The sequence below is a fragment of the Streptomyces niphimycinicus genome (assembly GCF_018883605.1).
GTDB classification, from domain to species: domain Bacteria; phylum Actinomycetota; class Actinomycetes; order Streptomycetales; family Streptomycetaceae; genus Streptomyces; species Streptomyces niphimycinicus.
Genome location: NZ_JAHLEM010000003.1, coordinates 1 through 21,406, shown reverse-complemented (window position 1 = coordinate 21,406; position 21,406 = coordinate 1). Strand labels below are relative to the sequence as shown.

19 protein-coding genes are annotated in these 21,406 nt (G+C 68.6%); 5 read left to right on the top strand and 14 right to left on the bottom strand.

Annotated features, from left to right (window positions below; all coding sequences use genetic code 11):
- The 7 genes from KN815_RS00450 to KN815_RS00420 form a co-directional block, all read right to left on the bottom strand.
- Window positions 1–978 (bottom strand): hypothetical protein (locus KN815_RS00450; RefSeq protein WP_216339025.1); only part of this gene is annotated, 978 nt, incomplete at its 3' end.
- Complete coding sequence (locus tag KN815_RS00445) at window positions 975–1,856, bottom strand: hypothetical protein (RefSeq protein WP_216339023.1); 882 nt, start codon at window positions 1,854–1,856, stop codon at window positions 975–977. The genes KN815_RS00445 and KN815_RS00450, both read right to left, overlap by 4 nt.
- A 171-nt stretch (window positions 1,857–2,027) precedes the next feature.
- A complete protein-coding gene (locus KN815_RS00440) occupies window positions 2,028–2,828 on the bottom strand; it encodes an ABC transporter permease (protein WP_216339021.1) in 801 nt (266 codons plus the stop codon).
- Window positions 2,828–3,595 (bottom strand): ABC transporter permease, encoded by a 768-nt coding sequence (locus tag KN815_RS00435; protein WP_216339019.1) that lies wholly within the window; start codon window positions 3,593–3,595, stop codon window positions 2,828–2,830. Before KN815_RS00435 ends, KN815_RS00440 begins: the two co-directional genes overlap by 1 nt.
- Window positions 3,595–4,566, bottom strand: coding sequence for an ABC transporter ATP-binding protein (locus KN815_RS00430; protein ID WP_216339017.1), 972 nt, complete (start codon window positions 4,564–4,566; stop codon window positions 3,595–3,597). Before KN815_RS00430 ends, KN815_RS00435 begins: the two co-directional genes overlap by 1 nt.
- Entirely contained in the window at window positions 4,563–5,702 is a 1,140-nt protein-coding gene (locus KN815_RS00425) for a hypothetical protein (RefSeq protein WP_216339015.1), read from the bottom strand. The genes KN815_RS00430 and KN815_RS00425 overlap by 4 nt, the downstream gene beginning before the upstream one ends.
- A 59-nt stretch (window positions 5,703–5,761) precedes the next feature.
- The gene (locus KN815_RS00420) at window positions 5,762–6,790 is read right to left on the bottom strand and encodes a JmjC domain-containing protein (protein WP_216339013.1); all 1,029 of its coding nucleotides are present in this window, start codon (window positions 6,788–6,790) and stop codon (window positions 5,762–5,764) included.
- A 603-nt stretch (window positions 6,791–7,393) separates the two neighbouring features.
- On the opposite strand from KN815_RS00420, the gene KN815_RS00415 reads away from it, so the two are divergent.
- Together KN815_RS00415 and KN815_RS00410 are read left to right on the top strand one after the other, a co-directional pair.
- Window positions 7,394–8,611, top strand: coding sequence for a M16 family metallopeptidase (locus KN815_RS00415; RefSeq protein WP_216339011.1), 1,218 nt, complete (start codon window positions 7,394–7,396; stop codon window positions 8,609–8,611).
- 443 nt (window positions 8,612–9,054) lie between these two features.
- On the top strand, window positions 9,055–12,162 hold the full coding sequence (locus tag KN815_RS00410) for an AfsR/SARP family transcriptional regulator (RefSeq protein ID WP_216339009.1): 3,108 nt from the start codon (window positions 9,055–9,057) through the stop codon (window positions 12,160–12,162).
- Between the two features lie 64 nt (window positions 12,163–12,226).
- On the opposite strand, the gene KN815_RS00405 is transcribed toward KN815_RS00410, so the two are convergent.
- The gene (locus tag KN815_RS00405; protein WP_216339007.1) at window positions 12,227–13,078 is read right to left on the bottom strand and encodes a class I SAM-dependent methyltransferase; all 852 of its coding nucleotides are present in this window, start codon (window positions 13,076–13,078) and stop codon (window positions 12,227–12,229) included.
- Window positions 13,079–13,509: 431 nt separating this feature from the next.
- On the opposite strand from KN815_RS00405, the gene KN815_RS00400 reads away from it, so the two are divergent.
- Together KN815_RS00400 and KN815_RS00395 are read left to right on the top strand one after the other, a co-directional pair.
- Window positions 13,510–13,731, top strand: a complete 222-nt coding sequence (locus KN815_RS00400) for a hypothetical protein (protein WP_216339005.1) — start codon at window positions 13,510–13,512, stop codon at window positions 13,729–13,731.
- 460 nt (window positions 13,732–14,191) lie between these two features.
- A complete protein-coding gene (locus KN815_RS00395) occupies window positions 14,192–14,470 on the top strand; it encodes a helix-turn-helix domain-containing protein (protein WP_216339004.1) in 279 nt (92 codons plus the stop codon).
- Window positions 14,471–15,105: 635 nt separating this feature from the next.
- Here the strand turns inward: KN815_RS00395 and KN815_RS00390 are convergent.
- Window positions 15,106–15,744, bottom strand: coding sequence for a DJ-1/PfpI family protein (locus tag KN815_RS00390; protein WP_216339001.1), 639 nt, complete (start codon window positions 15,742–15,744; stop codon window positions 15,106–15,108).
- A gap of 197 nt (window positions 15,745–15,941) precedes the next feature.
- Between KN815_RS00390 and KN815_RS00385 the strand changes: the two genes are divergently transcribed.
- Window positions 15,942–16,265 (top strand): ArsR/SmtB family transcription factor, encoded by a 324-nt coding sequence (locus tag KN815_RS00385; RefSeq protein WP_216338999.1) that lies wholly within the window; start codon window positions 15,942–15,944, stop codon window positions 16,263–16,265.
- 151 nt (window positions 16,266–16,416) lie between these two features.
- Here KN815_RS00385 and KN815_RS00380 read toward each other — a convergent pair whose 3' ends face one another.
- From KN815_RS00380 to cofH, 5 genes are all read right to left on the bottom strand, one after another.
- Complete coding sequence (locus KN815_RS00380) at window positions 16,417–16,827, bottom strand: nuclear transport factor 2 family protein (protein WP_216338997.1); 411 nt, start codon at window positions 16,825–16,827, stop codon at window positions 16,417–16,419.
- A gap of 87 nt (window positions 16,828–16,914) precedes the next feature.
- Window positions 16,915–17,754 (bottom strand): oxygen-binding di-iron domain-containing protein, encoded by an 840-nt coding sequence (locus KN815_RS00375; protein ID WP_216338995.1) that lies wholly within the window; start codon window positions 17,752–17,754, stop codon window positions 16,915–16,917.
- A 29-nt stretch (window positions 17,755–17,783) separates the two neighbouring features.
- Window positions 17,784–18,773: a TIGR03619 family F420-dependent LLM class oxidoreductase gene (locus KN815_RS00370; RefSeq protein WP_216338993.1), complete on the bottom strand. Its 990-nt coding sequence runs from the start codon at window positions 18,771–18,773 to the stop codon at window positions 17,784–17,786.
- Between the two features lie 40 nt (window positions 18,774–18,813).
- Window positions 18,814–20,166, bottom strand: coding sequence for an amidohydrolase family protein (locus tag KN815_RS00365; RefSeq protein ID WP_216338991.1), 1,353 nt, complete (start codon window positions 20,164–20,166; stop codon window positions 18,814–18,816).
- Between the two features lie 264 nt (window positions 20,167–20,430).
- On the bottom strand, window positions 20,431–21,406 hold a 976-nt coding region (gene cofH / locus KN815_RS00360; RefSeq protein WP_216338989.1), incomplete at its 5' end, for a 5-amino-6-(D-ribitylamino)uracil--L-tyrosine 4-hydroxyphenyl transferase CofH.

Sequence of the window (21,406 nt, the reverse complement as noted above, 5' to 3'; positions counted from 1 at the left end):
GCGCGACACCGGCCAGTCCGCCCGGTCCGCGTCGCGCAGGAGCAGACCGTGGACGGGCAACTCACGGGCCAGGCGTCGCCGGGCGTCCGTCTCCCGGGCGTCGGCGCCGGGAAGGGGGGTGGCGAGGCGCCGTTCACCTTCGGTGTCCGCGTCGGCGCGCAGGGCCGCCACGAGATCCGCGTTCACGTGGGTGAGCAGGCCGGGCTGGGTGCCCGCGTGGTCGATGAGCTCCAGCAGCTCCGGAGCCAGGCGGTACGCGCGGGCGGCGTCGACGATCTCGGCAGCCGCGGGAGCCGCGGGCGAACCGAGGAGGACGGCCACGTCGATGGCGTCCTTCGGGCCGAAGGGATGCTGGAACCGCTCCTCGGCCAGCGCCATCAAGTCGGCAACGACCGGCTCGTCCGCGACACCGGGCCGGATCGGCACGCCGCGGCAGTCGCCGACGTGCACCACGGTGGTGACCTCGACCTTCAGATCCGCGTCCAGCAGCGCGTCGTCGGTCGGCCAGGAGACCGCCGTCACCAGATGGCGCACACCTTCGTGCGACGTCACCGAGACATCGAGCCGGTAGGCGTCCAGGCGGTCGGTGAGGCCGCGTACCACCCGCCACAGGGCGGCCTCGTCCGGGACGACCAGATCGAGATCGACCATGGAACGCACGAGATCCCGGGGGTAGTACCGGGCCAGCGACGGTCCTTTGACCACGCGCGCGTCCCCGAGCCGGGCCGCGCGCCCGGTGATGTCCTCGTAGTCGGCGACTCGCTTGCGGGCCCGCTCGACTTCGCCCCGGGCGCCGCTGCCCAGGGGTATTCCCTCGGCAGCGGCGAGCGACAGCGCGAAGGACTCGAACCCCGGAGAGACCGCCCGGGCGGCGCGGACCACGGCACGGGCGGACGAACTCTCCTCCAGGCCCAGCATGGACCTCAGCACGTCGAGGTCGAGGCGGTATCGGACGAGTGGCGCCCGGTCCGGTGTCATCGCACACCCGCCTTCGCTCCGGAACGGCGGTCGGCGTCCTGTTCGGCGTGACAGCCGGTCAGCGGAGCCCACCAGTAACCGCTGTGCATTTCCCAGCCCTTTCGCAGCAGCGAGTCGAGCACGCGTTGGCCCTCGGCCCGCCGGTCCGGGTGCCGGGGATGCACCACGTGCCCGATCAGCGGGAGGCCGAGGCCGTCCGCGAGCTTCCCGGCGGCGGTGACCAGCGCGGCGGTGGCGGTCCGCACGTCATGGGGAGGATCGATGAGGATGTCGACCAGCTCGACATACGGCTCGCCCGACACCTCGTCGTAGGCGTCACAGAGAAGCGTGGCGTGACCGACCGCGGTACCGGCGGACCGCGCGATCAGGAACCGGCTCCCGGGTGTCTCCAGGACCGCGCGGGCCTGGGCGGCGGCTGCCTCCGCGTCGCAGTCCCCGCCCTGGCTGTCGCCCGCGGTCAGGAACGCCGCCGCCAGCCAGCGCGTCACCCGCTCCCCGTCCCCCTCGGCGGGTTCGGTGACGGTCATGCCGTCCCCTCCCGCGGTGTCAGGGGCGCTGCGGGGGACGGGAACCGCGCGTTTCACATAGGAGAGGTACCGGGTCCACGGAGCGGGCAGGGCCACATCGGCCGGGGTCCTCAGGACGGCGATCTCGGCCTCGGGGAACAACTCCGCCAGCAACGGTGGTAGCCGGGTGGCGGCCGCCGCGGTGGTCAGGGCGGGATCGGCGTACTCGACCAGGCATTGCCGCTCTCCGCTGATCGGTTCCAGGTAACTCCCCGCCACGCAGCGGTGCCCGCCGCATTCGACCACCGTCCCGGCCTCGGCGGAGGCTTCGAGAAAGGCTTCGCTGACCGCGGCCGGCTGATGTCGTCGCATTCCGGAGCACTCCTTCGACTTCCTTGACAGCACAGGTGGATCGGCCTCCGCCCGTCCGGTCCCGAATGATTCGTCCGACGTAAGGGAAATCCCGCGGAACTCGGAGGAGAGCCGCGCGCGGGCGCCGTCGTTGCCCGCCGGAGGACGCGGCGGCCTCGGCCCGTGGACGCCTCAGGCGGAGTATTCGATGGAGCCGTCGCGGCGTCCCCGTTCCGCGAGGAGGCGGAACGCCGCAGCGGCGACGAGGACCCAGAACACCCCACAGAGCGCCGCTTCCAGAACCTGCTGGCCCACCATGTCGGCCCGCCCTCCGGCCGCCAGGGCGTTCATCGCCCGCAGACCGTGGGTGATCGGGATGCACTCCGCCACCCAGCCGATCGGCGCCGGCCAGTAGCCGACCGGCACCTGCACGCCGCAGAAGGTCATCATCGCGAGATACGACACGTTGGAGACGATGTTGCGCAGTTGCGTCGCTTGCAGGACCAGGACGCTCAGGAAGAGCCCGAAGCAGTACGAGCCCAGCGAGGTCACCAACAGCACCACGACCACCACGGGAACCGCTGCGGGAGCCCAGTGCACTCCGAAGAACGGGCCGAGTGCGAGCAGGGCGACGAAGGACGTGGCGGTGCCGCTCACCACCCATTGAAGGCTGCGGCCGAAGAACACCTCGAAGAGGCCGGCCGGCGAGGAGACCAGGAGCGGGAGGGTGCCCGCCCTGCGTTCCCAGGCACTGGACGCGACGACCATCATCGCCTCCACCACACAGGTCATGACGGAGTTGCCGACGAAGCGTTCCCGGTGCAGGGAGGGTGACCCGAGCAGTCGGCCGGCCAGGGTGAAGAAGACGACCTGGGACAGCATGCGTCCCAGCCACCCGAACAGCCACGACTTCCAGGTGTAGGTGGCGGCGAAGTCCGCCACGGCGTTCTGCGCGCTGTAGCGCACGACGCGCAGCGAGTACCGGAGAGCCATCAGGTCCGCCCCAGAGTTCCGAGCACGCGCACCCGGCGCAGCACCTGATGCATGAGGAGTCGTCCCGCCAGGAACCCGATGGCACCGAGCGCCGTCACGGCCAGCAGCCGGCCGACTGGGCTGGAGACGTCGGACGGGCTGAGCGAGTCACGCAGGAGAGCCGCGCCCCAGTACAGGAAGATGGGCTTGCTCAGCGGGCGCAGCCACTCCGGCAGCGCCGATATCGGGACCAGGACGCCGCTGAGGAGATACACGGGATAGCTCAGGGTGTTCTGGAAGATGCGGGCGGAGCGCACCAGGACGAACACGGCGGCCAGCACGGAGGCCGTCCCGGCCATGGAGAGCGCGCTCGTCGCCAGCGTCGCCATCAGCATCAACGGATGAGGAACCCGTACCACGATGCCGAAGCAGAGCCATGCGATCAGCCATGTCTCCGCGAACGCCAGCATGCTCACGGTGACCGCGGCGGTGATCCGGCCGATCACCATCACCGACAAGGACGCGGGCGTGGCCACCAGTCCCTCCAGTGTTCCGGTGCCCCGCTCCCTGCTGATCAGGTCTCCTGCCACGAAGAGGGACATCGACCACACCGACATGAACACCGGGGCTACCACCGCGTAGGGGGTGAGTGCCGAACGGTGCGCCTGATCCGCCATCGACAGGAACAGCAGACTGAAGAACGGGGCCGTCACCAGGACGCTCAGATCACCGGGTGAGCGGCGCAGCAGTTGGCACTGGAAGCGAAAGGACGCGGTGAACACCCTCATCAGCGCACCGCCATGCCGCGGTCGCCGATCAGCTTGAGATAGACCTCTTCCAGGCGCGGCCGCGAGGTGGTCAGTGCGGTCGCGCCCCGGTCGACCAGCAGGGAGAGCGCCGCCTTGGTCGCGTCGTCATCCGCCGTCTCCACCCGGTGGCGCCCCGGGGACACGCTCGTGCAGCCGACGACTCCGGGCAGGTCCAGCAGGTCGCGGACCGTCTCGGCCACCGGGCCGACGAAGTCGAACTCGACGCGTTCGTGCCGCGAGACAAGGGCGCCGATGCTGCGGGGGTCGCCGGCGGCGAGGACCCGGCCCCCGTCGATCAGGGTCACCACGTCACAGACCGTCTCGGCCTCGTCCATGTCGTGGGTGGTCAGCAGAATCGTCTTGCCCTCGCGGCGCAGCTCATCGACCATCGACCTGAAGTCGCGTGCCGAGACCGGGTCCATACCCGTGGTGGGTTCGTCGAGGAGCAGCAACCGGGGGTCGCCGGCCAGCCCACGGGCCAGATGCAGGCGCTGCTTCATTCCCCGGGAGAAACCCTCGACCTTCTCATCGGCCCGGTCGACCAGTCCTACGCGTTCGAGCAGTTGCTCGGTCCGGGCCCGGACCGCCGGGCGCCGCAGACCGTAGAGGGCGCACCAGTAGTGCAGGTTCTGTCGTGCCGTCAGCCGTGTGTAGAGGCCGCGTTCACCGCCGAAGACGATGCCGATGTCACGGCGCACCTTGCGGGTCTGAGTGCGTACGTCCCGTCCGAAGACGCGGACTTCGCCCTCGGTGGGCAGCAGGACCGTGGCGAGTATCTTGCACAGCGTGGTCTTGCCGGCGCCGTTGGGGCCGAGCAGGCCGTGGACGGAGCCCTCCGCCACTTCCAGATCGAGCTGGTGCAGAGCCACGACCTCGCTCCGGCCCGTCTTCGCCCGGCGGTCCAGAGCGTATGTACGGCGCAGTCCCCTGGTTTCGACCGCGTTCGTCATGACGCCTCCGATCGTTCCAGCGCCTCGCAGATCTCCGCCCAGAACTGCGGCATGCGGCTGTTCACGTCGCTGCCGTACCGCACCCGCACCGCGGGGAGCCGTTCCAGTGACGGATACGTCCGGCCGCGGCCGGACGGGGTGGAATCCGCCGGAGCCGTCGTCAGGCCCAGGAAGTCGATCATGAATTTGAGTTCCTCCGTGCTGGCGAGATAGCGCCGGCTCCAGCCCTCCGGCTCGTGAGTGACCTGTTCGATCTGCCAGCCGCGTCTGTGCTCCTCCGGCTCCGGCAGCACGATCCCGTCGACCACGCCCCCGGCGGCCACCCGGGCTCCAGTAAGCTGCCGGAACTCGTCCAGGTCGAGGTAGACCCGTCGGCGGGTGGCCCGGCCCCAGGGAATGGACCCCGCACTCGACAGCGAGCCGATCCGCCCACCGTGTCGTCGCAGCGACGCCTCCTCGATGCGGGTCCGTGCCGGATGTCCCACCAGCGCGGACGAGCTGACGCCCAGCCGATGGGGCCAGCCGTGCACCCGCAGCTCCCCCTGGGGCCGCCGCGACCGGACCTCGTCACGGGCCAGGAAGACGAGGTCGTCGGAGAGGAAGGTCCAGTCCGCCCGGGTGGACGCATTGAAACTGAGCGAGGACTTGCCGCCTCCGCTGGGCGCCAGCAACAACAGCGCCCGGCCCTCCCGGGCGACGGCCGCGCCGTGCATGAAGTCCGTCCCCGTCGCCGTGAGCCGTGCTCCCAGGACGAACTTCAGGAAACGCACCGCGGACCGGTGGTCGACGACATCTCCGCGCGTCACAGTCACGTCGATCACACCACTGCCGGGAGTGGTGCACACGTACAGGGGAAATCCCCCCTCACGATCCCAGAGGACCGCCACTCGCTCGACGTCGTACTCAAGGACGTGGATCCTCTCCTCGTCCAGGTGCAGGCGTGGCACGCGGTCGGATACCTCGGGGAACCACTCCCGGCTCCTCGACACCACCCTGACCGTCGGCAGATGCGCCGGCGGCTCCGCACTCACGGTGAAGACGGGGCTGAGTAGGCGGACGGCCCAGTCGGCGAGTTCAGCAACCTCGCTCTCCACTCGGATGGTGACGTTCCCGGCCGTCAGACCGAACACTCGCACGTGTGCCGGTGGGGGGCAGGCCGGCCTCGGGTCGCCGCTGTGCGGCAGATTTCCCACGGTCACGTGGTGGCGGACTCGGCGGGCCGCCTCCCGGCCCCCGGACCGTGCTCTGGTCCGGTGGACGCGCCGGCCCCGGCGTCACCCGGACCGTCATCCGCGGCGTCGCCGCGGGCCGGCCAGGCCGCTGCCAGCTCCACAAGAGACAGGGAGCCGGGGGTACCGGGCATCCGTTCCACGCCCCTGCGCCGGGCGTGCGTGATCAGGGCCTCGGGAGTCAAGGCCGCGAGCCGGTCGCGCGCCGTTTCCAGCAGGGCCGCGCCCGTGTCGCTGAGCGTCGCGTCGCTGACGGGCCGCGCGGCGACCTGAAGGTCCTGCGCCAGGCACTCCCGCAGGCTTTCCGCCAGATCCGCGGAACCGACCTCACGGATGGTCAGCGACAGATGCGCGGAGAGTCCGTCCTGACCGGTCGCGCGATGCGCGAAGCCCCGCGGGATGTACAGCACCTCGCCCTGCCGCAGCACCGCTTTCATGATCTCGGCCGGCTGCGCCTCGCCCCTGCGAACCCGGCCCGCCCCCCAGTTCCCGTCGGCGGGTCCCTCATGGACACTCCAGTGCTTGCTGCCCGACACCTGGACGACGAGGACGTCGGCGTCGTCGCGGTGCAGCGGGAGCCCCGCCCGGCCTGCCGGGGTCACGAAGAAGAACGCCTCTATCTCCCGGCCGAGTTCACCCGCGAGCCGGGTCAACAGACGACGGGTCGGCGCGTGCCACTGGTCGACGTTGCGCAGCAGCAGGGTCGCGCCCTCGTCCAACAGCCCCCGCACCTTGGATGTGTCCACGAACCCGCCCGGCCGCTCTCCCGCGACGGTTCTGGGGGACGTGTAGTTCCGGAACGGCAACCGGCTGTCGTCCGCCCACATTTCGAGGTAGGGCTCGTGGAAGAACCCGCTGCCGAGGGCAGCGTCGATATCGCCGAGGGTGAACGGACTGCTCGCCCCTCCTGGCGGTTCGAATATGTGTGGCGACTGCCGCCAGTACGTGGAGAAGAAACGGCTGGTGTCGCCGACCCAGTGTTCAAGTGCGTTCATGGACTGGCATCTCCTCTTGTCGACTTCGCGCACATGTCCCTGTGCTCGCATTCCGGCGGACATCGGCGGTCGCCGCACGCGGCACCTGGTCGGGGACGAAGATTTCCGCCTCGCTCAAGGGTGCGGTGGAAAGCGGCTGACCGAGACCTTATCGCCGTCAGGCGCGCGGCGTGACCCGAGACTTCCGAAAGGAGCAAAAACAGATGCCGGGCCGCCGACGTTCCTCACACGTCAAGGGAGTCAGAGCCAGGCCTGTTCACAACGTTCCTGGGACGCGCAGCCGTACTGTCCGCCATCGGGAGCCGAACTCGTACTCGTCCCTGTGCCCCGTACCGGGCGGGGCTTTCAGACTGCCTGGCCGGTGAGGGGTGTTGCGTATTACAGCAAAAGCGTTGCCGCGTTTTCTGTCGGCCGTCTACGGTTCATTTTGTTCGATCCACTTCACTCAAGGAGAAACATCATGGCGAACCACGCATCGATCCTGCGTCCGCGTCTCGACAAGGTCAAGCCGCAGAGCCGCTAAGACAGTTCAGCCCAATGCGAATGCCGTCACCCTCGGGTGGCGGCATTCGCCGTGACCAGACCTATTTCAGAAAGGCAACCGTGGTCGAGATTGAGACATTGGAAGGCCCCGTCCCGGTCATCGCGTACATAGACGAGCGACTCAGCACCACAGCCGTGTGCCTGGCCTCGGCGTACGGCGCGCGGCACGACCCGGCTCCGGAGTGCGGCCTCGCCCATGTACTGGAGCACGTCCTCATGTCGGCGCCGGTGGACACCGTCCCCTCGTTCAGCGAACACGTCGAACGGCTCGGCGGCCACGCCAACGCGGAGACCGGGCCCGACCGGATGCTGTTCTACGCGCAGACGCACCCCGACGACGCCGAAGAGATCAGTGCTCTGCTCTACCAGGCTGTGCTTCAGCCCCGGTTGAACGGCGAGACCCTCGCCCGTGAGAAGCGGGCAGTCCTCCAGGAGCTCGCGGCCGCAGCGGCCGATCCCAGTGACGTCGTACAAGACGACTTCCTCACGGATCTCTATCCGGGCCACCCCCTGGGGCGTCCGGTCGGCGGCACCGCGGCCACCGTGGAACGGATGGACGAGGTCTCCGTGGCCGCGGGCCACACGGAACGCCTGCTGTCCGCGCCGCTCACCGCGGTCGTCGTGGGGCCGCGGATGCCCGCCACGATCGACGCCCTGAAGGCCGGTGTCGGACCGGACGTCCTCGCGCGAAGCGGCACCGCCTCGCAGGAGCCGGTTCCCCTGCCCGAGCCGGGGCCGGTCCTTGCACCGCGCTGGCCTTCAGAGTTCGCCTGGGTGTGCGCGGGCGCCCGATCCGTGCCGTACGCGCACCCCCACCGGCCGCACTTCAACGTCCTCGCGCAGTTGCTCGGTTCCAGCCCTTCGTCGCTGCTGTACCGCAGGCTGCGCGGCGACGCGGGTCTGGCCTATGCCTTCCAGGCGTGGAACCGCGGTTACGCGGACACCGGCGCCTGGCGGCTGCTGGCGGGAGTCGAACCGGGCAACGGCGACGCGGCGCTGGCCGTGATCCGAGGCACGCTGGAGCAACTCGCCTCCGACGGGCCCACCCGCGAGGATCTGGCGTCGGCGCGCCGGCAGGCGCAGATGAACATCATGACCTCCGTCGACTCCCCTCTGGAATGCGCACGGTTCCTCGCGATGCGGGCCGATCGCCACGGCACCTGGTCGCCCTCGGCCGCGCTCGAGTCCGTCCGGGCGGTGGAGTCTCACCACATCCGGCAGGCGGCTGCCCACGTGCTGGAGGGCTTCCGCGTCGTCGTCAGTCCGCGGGCAAGCTGAACCCGGCCGGGCGACCCCGCCGGCGGACGCCCAAGAGGACCCGGCCCCCGGCAGCAGGCCCCGGGGCCGGGGCGGCTCCGGGCGGCGATCCCGACGAAGCCGGCGGACCGTTTCGTGTTCCGTGGCTGATGACGGGCAGGCCGACGGCCCGGTTGTCGCGTTCGGGTGGGCGCCGGGTTCCACATGTCCGGTTGTGTGGAGGGGCAGGTTGCGCAGGCCGGTGGCCCGGGCGGCCCGGATCCGGTCCTCGGCCCGGGCGGACCGTGGACGGCCCGCGGCTTGGCCGTCGTCCTCGACGCGGAGTCGGCGTTTCGGCGCAGGGCACGCACCCCGCGGAACCCGATCACCCCCATTGCCGTCCCCAAGAGAAACGGGGGTAGGACCACCCACCTCATGAAAGCGCGAGGCCAAGCGTGACAGACCTTCGGGTATCTCTGCTGTGCATGCTGCAACTGCACAGGAACGGGACGAGGGTGGACCTGGGGAGCCCACAACAGCAGGCGCTGTTCGTGGCACTTCTCATGCGGGACGGAAGGACCGCGACCGCTGGGCAACTCATCGAGGCGGTGTGGGGCGACGCCGAACCGGCCTCCGCGATCAGAACACTGCGCACCTATGTCTGGCGGTTACGCAAGGCATTCGAGGAGGACACCAAGTCCCCCCGGATCCTCGTGTCGGTGGGAGACGGATACCGCCTGGCCCTCGAGGACAATTACGTCGACTTCCAGGAAGTCGACGAGCTGACGCGCAGCGCGCAGCGCGCGCGGCAGAACGACGATCTGAAAGGCTCGTACGCACTCCTGGAAGCAGCGCTTTCCCTGTGGCGCGGTGAACCTCTCGCGGGAATTCCTGGCCCCTTCGCCGCCCGGCAGCGGGACCGGCTGAACGAGGTACGCCTGTTCCTACAGGAAGAGCGCATGGAGATAGGCATCACGCTCGGCCACGGCACGCGGTACATATCCGAACTGCCCGGACTGATCGACCAGCACCCCCTGCGCGAGCGGCTGTACACGCTGCTCATGCATGCCCAGTACCAGTCCGGGCGCAGAGCCGACGCCCTCGACACCTACCGCAGGGCGCGCAGCACACTGGACGACGAACTGGGCGTGGAGCCGGGGCCGGAGCTCAAAGCCCTGCAACAACGCGTTCTGGCGGGCGCCGCGGAAGGCTACGAGACCGAGGCGGCCCTCCTGCCGGTCAAGCCGGCCTCCCCGAGCGGACCGGCCGCCGCGGCCGACGAGGAGGCGGCAGCCGCGACGGACATGGTTCCCGTCCCACCGCTCGGCCCCGATGACCTGCCCTGCCCGTATCCGGCCCAGTTGCCGCCGGACCTGGTCGACTTCACCGGGCGCTCACACCTCACGCTGACCATCGGGTCGCTGCTGACCTCCCCCCAACGGTCCGCGCTGCCCGTCGCGGTCCTGGTGGGCATGGCCGGTGTCGGGAAGTCGGCCCTCGCCCTGCACGTCGCCCACACCATCCGGGACTCGTACCCCGACGGCCAGCTCTACGCCGGTCTCCGCGCCAGCGACGGCGGCCCGGTACGACCCCACGACGTGCTGACGGGGTTCCTCGTCTCTCTCGGCTACCGTTCGGACGACGTCCCGGCCAGGTCGGAGGCGGCCACCGCGCTGCTGCGGAGCGCGCTCAACGGACGCCGCGTCCTGCTCGTTCTGGACGACGCGGTCGACGCCGAACAAGTACGCCCCCTGCTTCCCGGCTCGGCCGACTGCGGCGTCCTCGTCACCACCCGCACCCGGCTGGGCGGGCTGTCCGCGCGGCACGTCGAAGTCCCTGCCTTCCACCGATCGGAAGCGCTGGATCTGCTGACCCGCACGATCGGTTCCGAGCGGGTCGAGGCCGAGGGCACCGCGGCACTCGAGATAATCGAGTCGTGCGCCATGCTGCCGCTCGCCATCCGGATCGTCGCCGCCCGGCTGGCAGCTCGCCCCCACTGGACACTCCGGTCGCTCAGTGATCGTCTCGCCGACGAGTTCAGGCGCATCGAGGAACTCAGATCCGGCAGCATGACCATCTCCGCCGTCTTCGATCTCACCTATCGGCAACTGCCCGACGCCCAGGCCGCGGCTTTGCGCCGGGCGGCGGCCGTCGACAGCCCGTCGCTCTCGCTGTCGTGCGCGGCGGCGCTGCTCGACGTTCCGGAGGACGACGCCGAGATGCTGCTGGACGCACTGGTCGACCAGGCAATGCTGGAGTCGCCGGCGCTCGGCCGGTACCGGTTCCACGGCCTGCTGCGCGACTTCGCCCGCCGCAAGGCCCTTCCGGACGAGCAGCAGCGCGCGAGGGCACGACTGCTCGACTTCCTGCTGGCCTCTGCGAAGAATGCCTTCGTCAAGGTGGTGGCGGGGGACCCGGTCGAAGGCGCCCTCAGCCACACGCGTGCCGCGGGTATCCGTTTCGCGAATGCCGGGGAAGCGCGCAACTGGGCCGCGGCGGAGGGAGAGTGCGCGCTCGCCCTGGCCGTGGGCCAGCTCGCTCGGATTACCGCGGCCTCGACCGGGTCGGCGCAGGACGAGTCCCCGGACGACACCCAGGCTCCGCTGCGCTCGTGCGTCGACCTGATGATCGCCCTCAGCGCACTGCTGCCCAGTGCGAATTCCACCGTCTTCCGGGACTCCGTCGAACTGCTACAGCAGGCCGTCGCGACGTCGCAGGACGCACGCACCGTGGGCAGGCTGCGCTTTTTGCGTGGCACTGTCGAGCTTGCGCTGGGCCACTTCACCCTCGCGGAACAGCACGCGTCGGCAGCGGTACGGCTCTGCGAGAGCTCCCACGACCTGGTCATCCTGCGCCAGGCGCTCAATGACCTGGGTCTGGCCAAGCAGATGCAGGGAGAGTTCCAGAGCGCCGTGGTGTGCTACGACAAGGCCGTCGACCTGGCTCGCCGGCTCGGGCACGCCACGGGCGAGGCCGTCACCATGGTGAACAGCGCCTTGCTGAGGGTGCACATGGGGGAGCCGGACACGGCCGTGCAGATCTGCCGGCGGGTCCTCACCGAACTGGCCGCACAGATCGACAACGCGGAGATGGCGTACACCCATTACGTCCTCGGGCTGGCGACTCATGATCTCGGCGAGTACGAATCAGCGCTCGGCTGGTTCGAGGAGTGCCTCGCGGTCTGCGTGTCCAGCGGGTTACGCGCTCGTGAGGGCCACGCCCGGCTGCGCCTCGCCGAGTCGCTGAGGGCCGTCGAACTACTCGACCGGGCCCTTGCCGAAGCCCGGCTCGCGGTACAGATCTGTGAAGAGGTCAACGACGGGCGAAACCTCGTGCAGGCCCACATAGTCCAAGGGAACGCTCTGCTGGATCTGGGACAGGAAGCGGCGGCGCAGGAGAGTTTCACGCGCGCCGACGAACTCTTCTCCGGTTTGCGCTCCCGCACGGTGACGGGAGCGGTCGCCCGGCTCGGCGCACCGCACGGCGGTCAGGCGTCCGGAGCCGGCCTGCAAAGGGGGATCTCCGCCCCGGCCGTGTCCCTCGGCCTGCCGGGGAACGATTCCCCCTCGGTAGCGGGAATCGGTACTGCGTGAGCCGTCCGCGACACCGCGTCACGTACCGTCCGAGCGGCCGTCCCCACCCACGGGGGCGGGCCGCTCAGCGGATGCCGGGGACTGCGCGGGAGGCCACGACGAAGAGGTTCGCCCCCCGGCCGCCCGCGTCGGGGTCGATGAGCAGTTCGTTCTCCATGGCCAGGATCTGCCGGAACTGGTCCTCGTCCTGAAGGGGTTCCGCGCCCGCGCTCCTCGTTCCGTCGGCATCCGGGTAGATGAGGCCGGGAAATCCGGTGAGCAGATCGACCCTCAAGTTCGACGACGCGTGCATCGCACGTATCTCACCGGGCGTGAACAGATGCTGGTACGGGGCGGGGTTGGTGGCCCACCGCTCGCCCTCCAGACTCCGCTTGGCCTGCTCCCCGCAGCCCGCCGCCAGCCCCTCGAAAGCAGCGTGCCAGCGACTGGGCAGGACGGAGGCCATCAGTCCGTCGGTCGAGAGCAACCGGCTGAGCGAGGCGATCACCGTACCGGGGTCGGAGACGAAACCGAGCAGGTGGTGGCTGTTGAAGATGAGGTCGAAGGTCTGTCCCGACAGCAGAGCAGGCGCGTCGTGGACATCGGCGTGCTGGAAGCGGACCCGGTGGTCGTAACCGTGCCGGACCGCGCGGGACTCGGCCAGGTCGACCATCCCTGCCGTGAAGTCCCAGAGTATGCCCCTGCTCCTCGGATACTGGACGGCCATGCGATGGGTCCACCGCCCTGCTCCACCCCCGATGTCCAGAAAACTGAAGTCATCGGGCAGCCGGGAGAAGACGGACAGTTCCAGTGCCGACCACTGCAAGGCATTGACCAGCTTTCCGTATGCTCCTCGCCGGTTCTCGTCGTATGCGAGGGCCTTGCGTTCGAAGAAACACTGCACGACGGACGACGGATCGTCACGCATATCCACCATGACCTCTCACCTGGACAACACGGATATGATTAGATGTTGCCGATTTGTCGAAGTAGACGGCTACACCCTCGCACCGGCGCGCCCCGATCAAACCAATTGATATCAGAGCAACATGCCGGATCTCATGGAGTTTCCAGATTCAGCAATATCTCCCCGGACCGAGCGGGCCGGGCATGTTTCCCCGCACCGGATCCACCAGTTCCTCGGTGAGGCGTCCTGGGACGCGGACGCGCTGCTGGCCGTGTGCCGGGCCGGAGTGCGCTGGAAGATTGTCGGTGTCGGTGATCCAGGTGGCGATCTTGATGCGGGTCTGCTGGGCGCGCGAAAGATCAAAGATCGAGGCTATATCGGCGTCCGATCAGGGAAAGATTTTTTGGTGAGCGCCATCCGAGATGCTTCTTGCGTCGGACCACCACCGAAAGGACAGAACAATGACGCAGGAACGCACAACTGGTACGCGCTCGAACAGCCTTTCGTTCCGTATCAAGGCGCAGCTCGCCGCCTCCGTCGTGACGGTCGTGCTCGGCATGACGGCTTGTGTGAGCCCGCTCGTCTCCACCGGCGCCGAATCGGGCCACATGGCCAAAGTGGTCCGCGCCGACGCTCCCGCTCATGGCGCCGGGAACACCGACTGGAACAGCACAGGGTCCTGACCGTCGGCGCCGCATAGTCCTCCGCGGCGGGTACCCGCCGGGGGTGGCGGAGGCGGGGCGACTGACGAGGTGTTCACCGCGTTGCGCAGCCGGCACGGTCAGCAGCCACATCTCTTCCCAGGCGCCGCGCGCGCCGATTCTCCGAGGGAGTGGACCGGACGCTGGGTTGGGAGAAGCACGACCGCCTTCGCGGGAAAATCACGGCGCTCCGAGCACCGGCTCACCGCCACGGCTTCGGGAAACGGCGCAGAGATCAGGACCTCAGTCGCCCCGGATCGAACCCTGAGAAAACGTCTGTCTGCGTGAGACGGCGACGCGCGATCACGGAAAACGGGCGTGGCCCTTGCCGATCACGTCGCACACGCGCCGGAACACGCCGATGATGGGAGTCCTGGTGAAGGACAAGTGGAACTCACAGCCGCCCCTCCGTCCACACGACGGTCGGACAGAGCCGCGAGTTATGCTCCATCTGCCGCTGAACGAGCGGCAGATCAAGCTCATTCATCTCCTGCTGGCGGGGCACACGGACGCCAGTGCGGCTGGTCGACTCGGCATAAGTCCCCGCACAGTGACCAACATTCTGCGGGGCATCATGGATCGCCTCGGCGTCGACAACCGCTTTCAGTTGGGTGTGGCCTTGGGAACGAGGATGGTGGACAGCCGAATCCCGATGCGCGGACACGGTATGAACCCGCCCGAGGCGGCGCTGCGACCCGGCCGGGCCGTCCCTCATCCCTGACATCCGCCACGGCCTGTTCCGTGCCGACGCCTGCCGCATCGCTACGTCCGCCCTGGCGGCACAACGTATCTCTCAGACAACCGGGTACACCGGCCACGGTGGCTCCGCCGCTTTCACCGGCGGCGAAGGTCACCACGGCGGTAACCGTGACCACCAGGAGCGTGGCGGTGCCGGCCGCCGAGGGCTGGACGCCTCTCCCGGTGCTCGCTGAGAGGTGAGCGGCTGTCACGGCCCGGCGACACGTCGGCCCTTGTGGGCGTCGTGCCGCCGGCTCGTGGATCAGGTGGCTTGGTGTCCGCCCCCCTCGCCCGCAGCCTGGCCGTAGCGTCTAGGGTGCCGGTCGGCACGGGCTCGTGCAGTGTCTTGCCGCCCTGCGGCTGGGACGGACCGCTACCGCAGGGACATCACTCGTGATCTGCTGGCCGACCTGCGCAGATTGATCCACGTGGTGACGAGTTGGAGATCGGCTCCCGCGTCGAGTGCGGCCCGGTACCGGGTGATACGGCGCTCGCAGTCGGCAACAGCACGGGGGGCGGTTTCGGCAGCCGCATGGGGCGCGGTGTCTGTTTCCTGGTCCCGGGTGAGCGAGGCTGGTGTGCGGGCGACATCGCCAGGGTCGCCCGCGCACCGCGCGCTCAGTCCTTTTCCTGGAACAGCTCCTTGGCTCGGGCCGTGACCAGCGGGCCGGCCTTCACCACGCTGCCCGCGTCGAAGGGCGGCTGCGGGTCGTACTCCACCATGAGCTGCATGGCCTGCGCTGTCACCTGGTCGGTGAGCAGCTCTGCCAAGCGCAGAGCCATGTCGATCCCGGAGGAGACGCCGGCGGCAGTGATGGTTCGCTGCTCCAGGTGCTCGACCACTCGGGTGGAGGCCGGAACGGCACCGAACTCGGTCAGCTTGTCCATGAAGGCCCAGTGCGTGGTGGCTTCGAGACCGGGCAGCAGTCCTGCGGCCGCCAGGAGCAGAGATCCGGTGCACACCGAGGTGGTGAAGCGGCTGGTGGCGTGGACCGACCGCAGCCAGTCGAGCAGGACCTTGTCCTCCAGCAAGTCGAGAACGCCGATCCCACCGGGCACGATGACCGCATCCGGCGCGACGACCTCGTCGAAGGTCTTGTCGACGGTCAGGCCGAGGTACCCGTTTTCGGTCCGGACCTCTCCACGCTGATGGCCCACGAAGGTCACCGTGGTGTCAGGCAGTCGCTGCAACGTTTCGTAGGGCCCGACTGCGTCCAGGGCGGTGAGGCGAGGGAATAAGACGACGGCGATGTCCATTTGGGGATTCTTTCGTGTTCGGCCGGATCGATGTCGGCAAGCTGGCAGGTGACGTACTCGAAGTCCCGGAACTGGCGCGGGGCAACGCTTGTCCCGCGGTCGCAGGGGCTGCGAGCGGCCGAGAGGACAGAGTTGTACGATGTACTTCGTAGTACGACGGGGACCGTACCACGAATAGGCTAGGTAGAGTTGAACTCATGCGAACGCTGCCTCATCCCGCGATGGAAGCGGTCCGGCTTGACACGGTCCTCGCCGCGCTCGCCGACCCCTTGCGCCGGCGCATCGTGCGTCAGCTTTCCGAAGGGGGCGAGGCGCAAGCTTGTGGTGCGTTCGACCTGCCGGTCACCAAATCGACGTCGACCCATCACTTCCGGGTGCTCCGCGAGGCGGGCGTCATCGCGCAGTACTACCGCGGCAACAAGATCCTCAGCCAGATGCGTGCAGACGACCTGGAAGCCCGCTTCCCGGGCCTGTTGCAAGCGATCCTGGCCGCGGAGCAGGTGACCGTGGCCGGACCGTAGTCCCCATTCACCGGGACTGAATCCGGCCGCCAGGTGTCGACGATCGGCCGTCCGACGCAGCAGCGCCTTCGGCGGACATGGCGGTGTGGGCGCGGCCCTGACCGCGGCCACCGCCAGTGATCAAGGACCTACCCGTCGAGAACACCCATTCTCAGATCTCCTCGTCCGTAGCGTTCCTGGCTGCAATGATGAGGTGCGTGGCAGTGGCGACGTCGAAGTACTCTTCGATTCGCGTGATCTTCCGGTCGTTGACCGCGATGTACATTGCCGCGTCGAGCCCCACCTGTTCCCCGTCGGGCAACTGCCCCCGCAGGACGTGCTGTTGGAAGACACCGGCGCCGACATCGGCCCGCCGGGTAACGTCGAAGCGCATGCCGTGAATGGCTCCGCCGAGCAAGCCCAGTACGACGAGATTGTCCTCGAGCCCCTGATCGCCGGCGCCGTCGTTGTGCCAGATCGCGACGTCCGAGGCGTAGATGCCGCGGACGGTGTCGACGTCGCCGCGCTCCACGGCTCGGAAGAAGTTGTCGACGACGGTGATGTTCGTACTGCTTTCAGGCATGAGTGTCTCCAGGAGATGGACCCAGGGATGGGCGAAATTGTGTGTCCGCGGGCAACGGCTGGTGCGCGACCAGCGAAGACGGCGGACTCAGTCCCCCATGGCCGCGAGGATGAGATCGAGCACGGATTGGTCGGGGCAGGGTGGGACCGGTGCCTCAGCCAGCGAGCCGAGGATTTCGCAGGCTTCGTCGACGCGATTGGCGTGGATGGAAGGGCTGTGGCCGGTGAGAACGACGCTCGGGTCGAGCCTCTGGAGCGTGGTGACATTGGCGGCGAAGCGGCGCGGGTCCGCCATGCTGACCCAAGGCGCCAGGCCATGGATCCCGAACATGGTCATCCCGTCGCGCCAGGTTTGCTGGTCGAGTTCGCTGACGTCCTGCATCAGCGCACTGCCTGGTGTTCCGGGGATGGCGGTGGCGAAGGTGTCGGTGGCCCACATCATTCGGCTACGCGTATCGAAGACGGACAATGTGGACGGTGAGTCGAAGATCGGCGGCCGGAGCACGGCCAGTTGCCGGTCGCCGATGTCGACGGTGTCTCCGTCGGCCACCCACCTGCAACGGCGCAGCGGGAAATCGTAGACACAGCCAAACCGTTCGACCAGTGCCCAGCTACACAGCAGTGTCGCGTTGGGACAGCGCGCCATAACCGTTTCCAGGTTGCCCGTGTGGTCGGCGTCCTCGTGCGAGACGAACACCCAGCGAACGTCCTCCGGCTCCACGATGGAGAAGACGTCGTCGAGCCACTGCCTGCGGTTGCGAGGCGAGCCGGTGTCGATGATGACGGGCTCCTGGCCGGTCAGCACGGCGGAGTTGATGGGAACGCAGAGGGGCCGGCCGAGCGCGAACTGTACGTCCTGGATGAGGTGCACATCCGGTCCGATGCGCTGGAACGGGTGGTGCTCGAATCTGAGTTCTTCGGCAGGCATCGTTGCCTCCTGAACTGCGGAATGATTGCTCAAACCGTCGGCGCGACCTCGGTCATCAGGGTCTCCATCATCTCGATGAGCTCCTTGACCGAGCGGAAGACCGGCTTCATCTCGATCACGCTGACCCCCGCGTCGCGATACTCCCGGCACCGTGCGGCGATCTCGTCCGGTGTGCCGACCAGGTTGCGGACCGGCAGGTGGTCACCGAAGGCGTTCTCCAGGGTGCCCCGGCAGGCCGCCCGCGCTGCCGCGGTGGTGTCGTCCATGCGCCAGAACAGGTCGAGTACGCACTCCGGTGGCCGGTGCCCCGATTCGGCGAGCGCGGCCAGGCCGCCGGTGACCTCATCGGGGGTGGCGTGGTTGGGCAGCCACAAGTAGCCGCCCCGGGCCGTACGCCGCAATGCGGCGGGCGAGTTACCGGCGATCAGGATCGGTGGCCCCCCGGCCTGTGCCGGCTTGGGGAATACCTCGATATCCTTGAAGCGGACCAACTTCCCATCGTAGGAAGCGCTGTCGTCGGTCCAAATGCGCCTGAGCGCCGCGAGTTGCTCGTCGGCGAGCCGGCCACGTTGTGTCACGTCCACGCCGAGCGCGGCCATCTCCACCGTGGCATTGCGGGAGAGTGCTTTGAGGACCTGCGGGTCACGGTCGGTGCCGGACAGCCCGACACCGATTCCCAGGAGCATCCGCCCGCCGGAGAGCTGGTCGAGCGTGGCGATCTGTTTGGCCGCAAGGATGGTCTCGCGCACCGGCAGCAGCATGACGCTGGTCAGCAGCCGGATCGTGGAGGTGATCCCGGCGACGTAGCCGAACGTGGTGAGCGGCTCGAACACGGTCCGACGGTCATTTCGGCCTTCGTCGTCCTCGGCACCGCAGCCGAGCCACACGCCATCGAAGACGATGTGGTCCTGCATCGACACGGCCCAGAACCCGAGTTCCTCGGCGGCCTGGGCGACATCGCGGATCGCGGCAGTGTCCCCGACGCGGTTGGACTGTGGTAGTGCCACTGCGTATTTCACGGTCTCGTCCTCCAAGTTGTGGATTGGCAAAGAGAATCGTTCAGTTCTGCGGCAGCCAGGACGGAGTCATGCCGCTCGAACGCAGCACGTGGTCACGGGAGCGCTCGGCGTCGGCCCGGAGCCGGGCGAGGTCGATCCCGACGAGCTTGCCGGCCCGCTTGCGGATCTCGCCGCGGACGATCACCGTGTCGACATTGGCCGTGTCGGCACTGGTCACCACGGTGGCGACGGGGTCGACCAAGGGCATCGTGTTGATGTCATCCGCCCGGATCAAGACGATGTCCGCGTCCTTACTGGGAGCCAGGGTCCCGATGCGATCGGCCAGTCCACAAGCCTGGGCACCGGCACGTGTCGCGAAGCCGAGCACGTCCGCATGGGTGAGCGCCGGCGCGAATGCGACATCGACATCGTCGCCGAACGAGGAGATGCGGCCTTGGGCGAGCGCGGTCCGCATCTGGGTGAACATATCGCCGGGGACCGAGGTGGCGACGTCGATGCTCAGCGAGGGCGTCACCCCTTGCGCCAGCATTCGCGTGATCGGTGGATGGCCGTGCCCCATGAGCATCTCGACGTACGGAGCGACCGAGGCAGAACCACCGGTGCGTTTGATCATCGCGAGCTCGTCGTCGGTACTGGTGTTGGCGTGGACGTAGGTGGTGTCCGGGCCGAGCAACCCCGCGCGGTCGAGCTCGGCGATCGCCTGCCCGTGCACGCCCGTGATCCGCATCCCTACGTGGACGGAGATCCTGGCTTCCAGCTCGCGAGCAAGCCGCCAGTCATGCACGCATATCTCGGGGCGGCTCACTCCTGGCCCGCGGACGGCAAGGGCGAAGGTAAGGAGGTCGTCCTCCGATGAGAAGTACTGCTCGCGGATACGGCGGGCGTCCGCTGGATGGCCGAGTTCGCTGTAGGCCCACCATTCGCCACCCGCCGGCGTGCCGTGGGCGTACATCGCACGGATACCGGCTGCGCGCAACGCTGTGATGCCGGCGTCCGCGTGCTCGGGCGTGTTGTTGCAATGCGACCAGTCCACGATCGTGGTGATGCCCGCGTTGAGGGCCTCGAGCGCGCCGAGCAGGTTCCCGGTGTAGACGTCCTCGGGGCGGTAGGCGGGGCCGATGGCGCCGATCACCTGGGCGAGGTATCCGTCCAGCGTGCACGCCGGCAGTACGCCGCGCAGCACGGTCTCCCACATGTGCCGATGGGTGTCGACGAACCCCGGGACGACGACAGTTCCCGCGGCGTCGAGGGTTTCCGCGTCTGTCACGGGGAGATCCGGACCGATCTGAGCGATCTTCCCGTCCTCGACGAGTACGTCAGCGCGGGGCAGATCGCCCAGTGCCGGGTCGAGGGTCAGGACGAATCCGTTCTTGAGCAGCAATCGTGACGGCATCGTTCAGCCTCCATTGTTCGGTGTGCACAGGGGCAACAGGGTTCCGGCATCGGCCGATCGCCGCTGACGGAAAGGTCCTGACAGCCGGTCGATGGCGAAGGACTGGTGCCCCGTCGTCCGGCCTCCACCACCTCGACGAGTCCCCGACAGCTAGAGCGGACCGCGTGTCGTCGTGTCATCACGAAGCTCTCCCGCCGTCGGGGTGACAGGCCGTTCTGCCACAGCTAGATTTGTTTATAATAACTCGCTAATAGCATGTCAATGCTACTTTCGAAAATAGCGCGGGGGCGGCAGCTCGGGCAGGTGCCCGTCGGACGCCGCCGCGGCCCGCTGCCGTTCCTCCGGCACCTCGCCGTACAGCGTCGTACGCGGCCTCGCGGGCCGGCCGGCCGCCCCCGCCACCGCGATCAGGTCCCGCACCGACTTGTAGGAGCCGTAGGAGGAGCCCGCCATCCGGGAGATCGTCTCCTCCATGAGGGTGCCGCCCAGGTCGTTGGCGCCGGAGCGGAGCATCTCCGCCGCGCCCTGGGCGCCCAGCTTCACCCAGCTCGTCTGGATGTTGGGGATGTGCGGGTGCAGCAGCAGCCGCGCCATCGCCGTAACCGCCCGGTTGTCCCGCATCGTCGGGCCCGGGCGGGCGATGCCCGCCAGGTAGACCGGAGCGTTGGTGTGGATGAAGGGCAGGGTCACGAACTCCGTGAAACCGCCGGTGCGTTGCTGGATGCCGGCCAGCGTGCGCAGATGGCCGAGCCAGTGGCGGGGCTGGTCGACATGGCCGTACATCATCGTCGACGACGAGCGGATGCCCAGCTCGTGCGCCGTCGTGATCACCTCGATCCAGGTGGCCGTGGGCAGTTTGCCCTTGGTGAGGACCCAGCGGACCTCGTCGTCGAGGATCTCGGCCGCCGTGCCGGGGATGGTGTCCAGGCCCGCCTCGCGCGCCGCCGTCAGCCATTCGCGGATGGACATCCCGGTGCGGGTCGCGCCGTTGATGACCTCCATCGGGGAGAAGGCGTGCACGTGCATCCCCGGCACGCGCTCCTTGACCGCCCTGGCGATGTCGAAGTACGCCGTGCCCGGCAGGTCCGGGTGGATGCCGCCCTGCATGCAGACCTCCACCGCGCCCACGTCCCACGCCTGCTGGGCGCGGTCGGCGACCTGGTCCAGGGAGAGGGTGTAGGCGTCGGCGTCCGTACGGCGCTGGGCGAAGGCGCAGAAGCGGCAGCCGGTGTAGCAGACA

Excerpts from the sequence above, each read along its gene's own strand:
- KN815_RS00445 (WP_216339023.1), bottom strand. The coding sequence starts at position 1,856 with ATGCGACGACATCAGCCGGCCGCGGTCAGCGAAGCCTTTCTCGAAGCC.
- KN815_RS00440 (WP_216339021.1), bottom strand. The coding sequence starts at position 2,828 with ATGGCTCTCCGGTACTCGCTGCGCGTCGTGCGCTACAGCGCGCAGAAC.
- KN815_RS00435 (WP_216339019.1), bottom strand. The coding sequence starts at position 3,595 with ATGAGGGTGTTCACCGCGTCCTTTCGCTTCCAGTGCCAACTGCTGCGC.
- KN815_RS00430 (WP_216339017.1), bottom strand. The coding sequence starts at position 4,566 with ATGACGAACGCGGTCGAAACCAGGGGACTGCGCCGTACATACGCTCTG.
- KN815_RS00420 (WP_216339013.1), bottom strand. The coding sequence starts at position 6,790 with ATGAACGCACTTGAACACTGGGTCGGCGACACCAGCCGTTTCTTCTCC.
- KN815_RS00410 (WP_216339009.1), top strand. The coding sequence starts at position 9,055 with ATGCTGCAACTGCACAGGAACGGGACGAGGGTGGACCTGGGGAGCCCA.
- KN815_RS00405 (WP_216339007.1), bottom strand. The coding sequence starts at position 13,078 with ATGGTGGATATGCGTGACGATCCGTCGTCCGTCGTGCAGTGTTTCTTC.
- KN815_RS00400 (WP_216339005.1), top strand. The coding sequence starts at position 13,510 with ATGACGCAGGAACGCACAACTGGTACGCGCTCGAACAGCCTTTCGTTC.
- KN815_RS00395 (WP_216339004.1), top strand. The coding sequence starts at position 14,192 with ATGCTCCATCTGCCGCTGAACGAGCGGCAGATCAAGCTCATTCATCTC.
- KN815_RS00390 (WP_216339001.1), bottom strand. The coding sequence starts at position 15,744 with ATGGACATCGCCGTCGTCTTATTCCCTCGCCTCACCGCCCTGGACGCA.
- KN815_RS00385 (WP_216338999.1), top strand. The coding sequence starts at position 15,942 with ATGCGAACGCTGCCTCATCCCGCGATGGAAGCGGTCCGGCTTGACACG.
- KN815_RS00380 (WP_216338997.1), bottom strand. The coding sequence starts at position 16,827 with ATGCCTGAAAGCAGTACGAACATCACCGTCGTCGACAACTTCTTCCGA.
- KN815_RS00375 (WP_216338995.1), bottom strand. The coding sequence starts at position 17,754 with ATGCCTGCCGAAGAACTCAGATTCGAGCACCACCCGTTCCAGCGCATC.
- KN815_RS00365 (WP_216338991.1), bottom strand. The coding sequence starts at position 20,166 with ATGCCGTCACGATTGCTGCTCAAGAACGGATTCGTCCTGACCCTCGAC.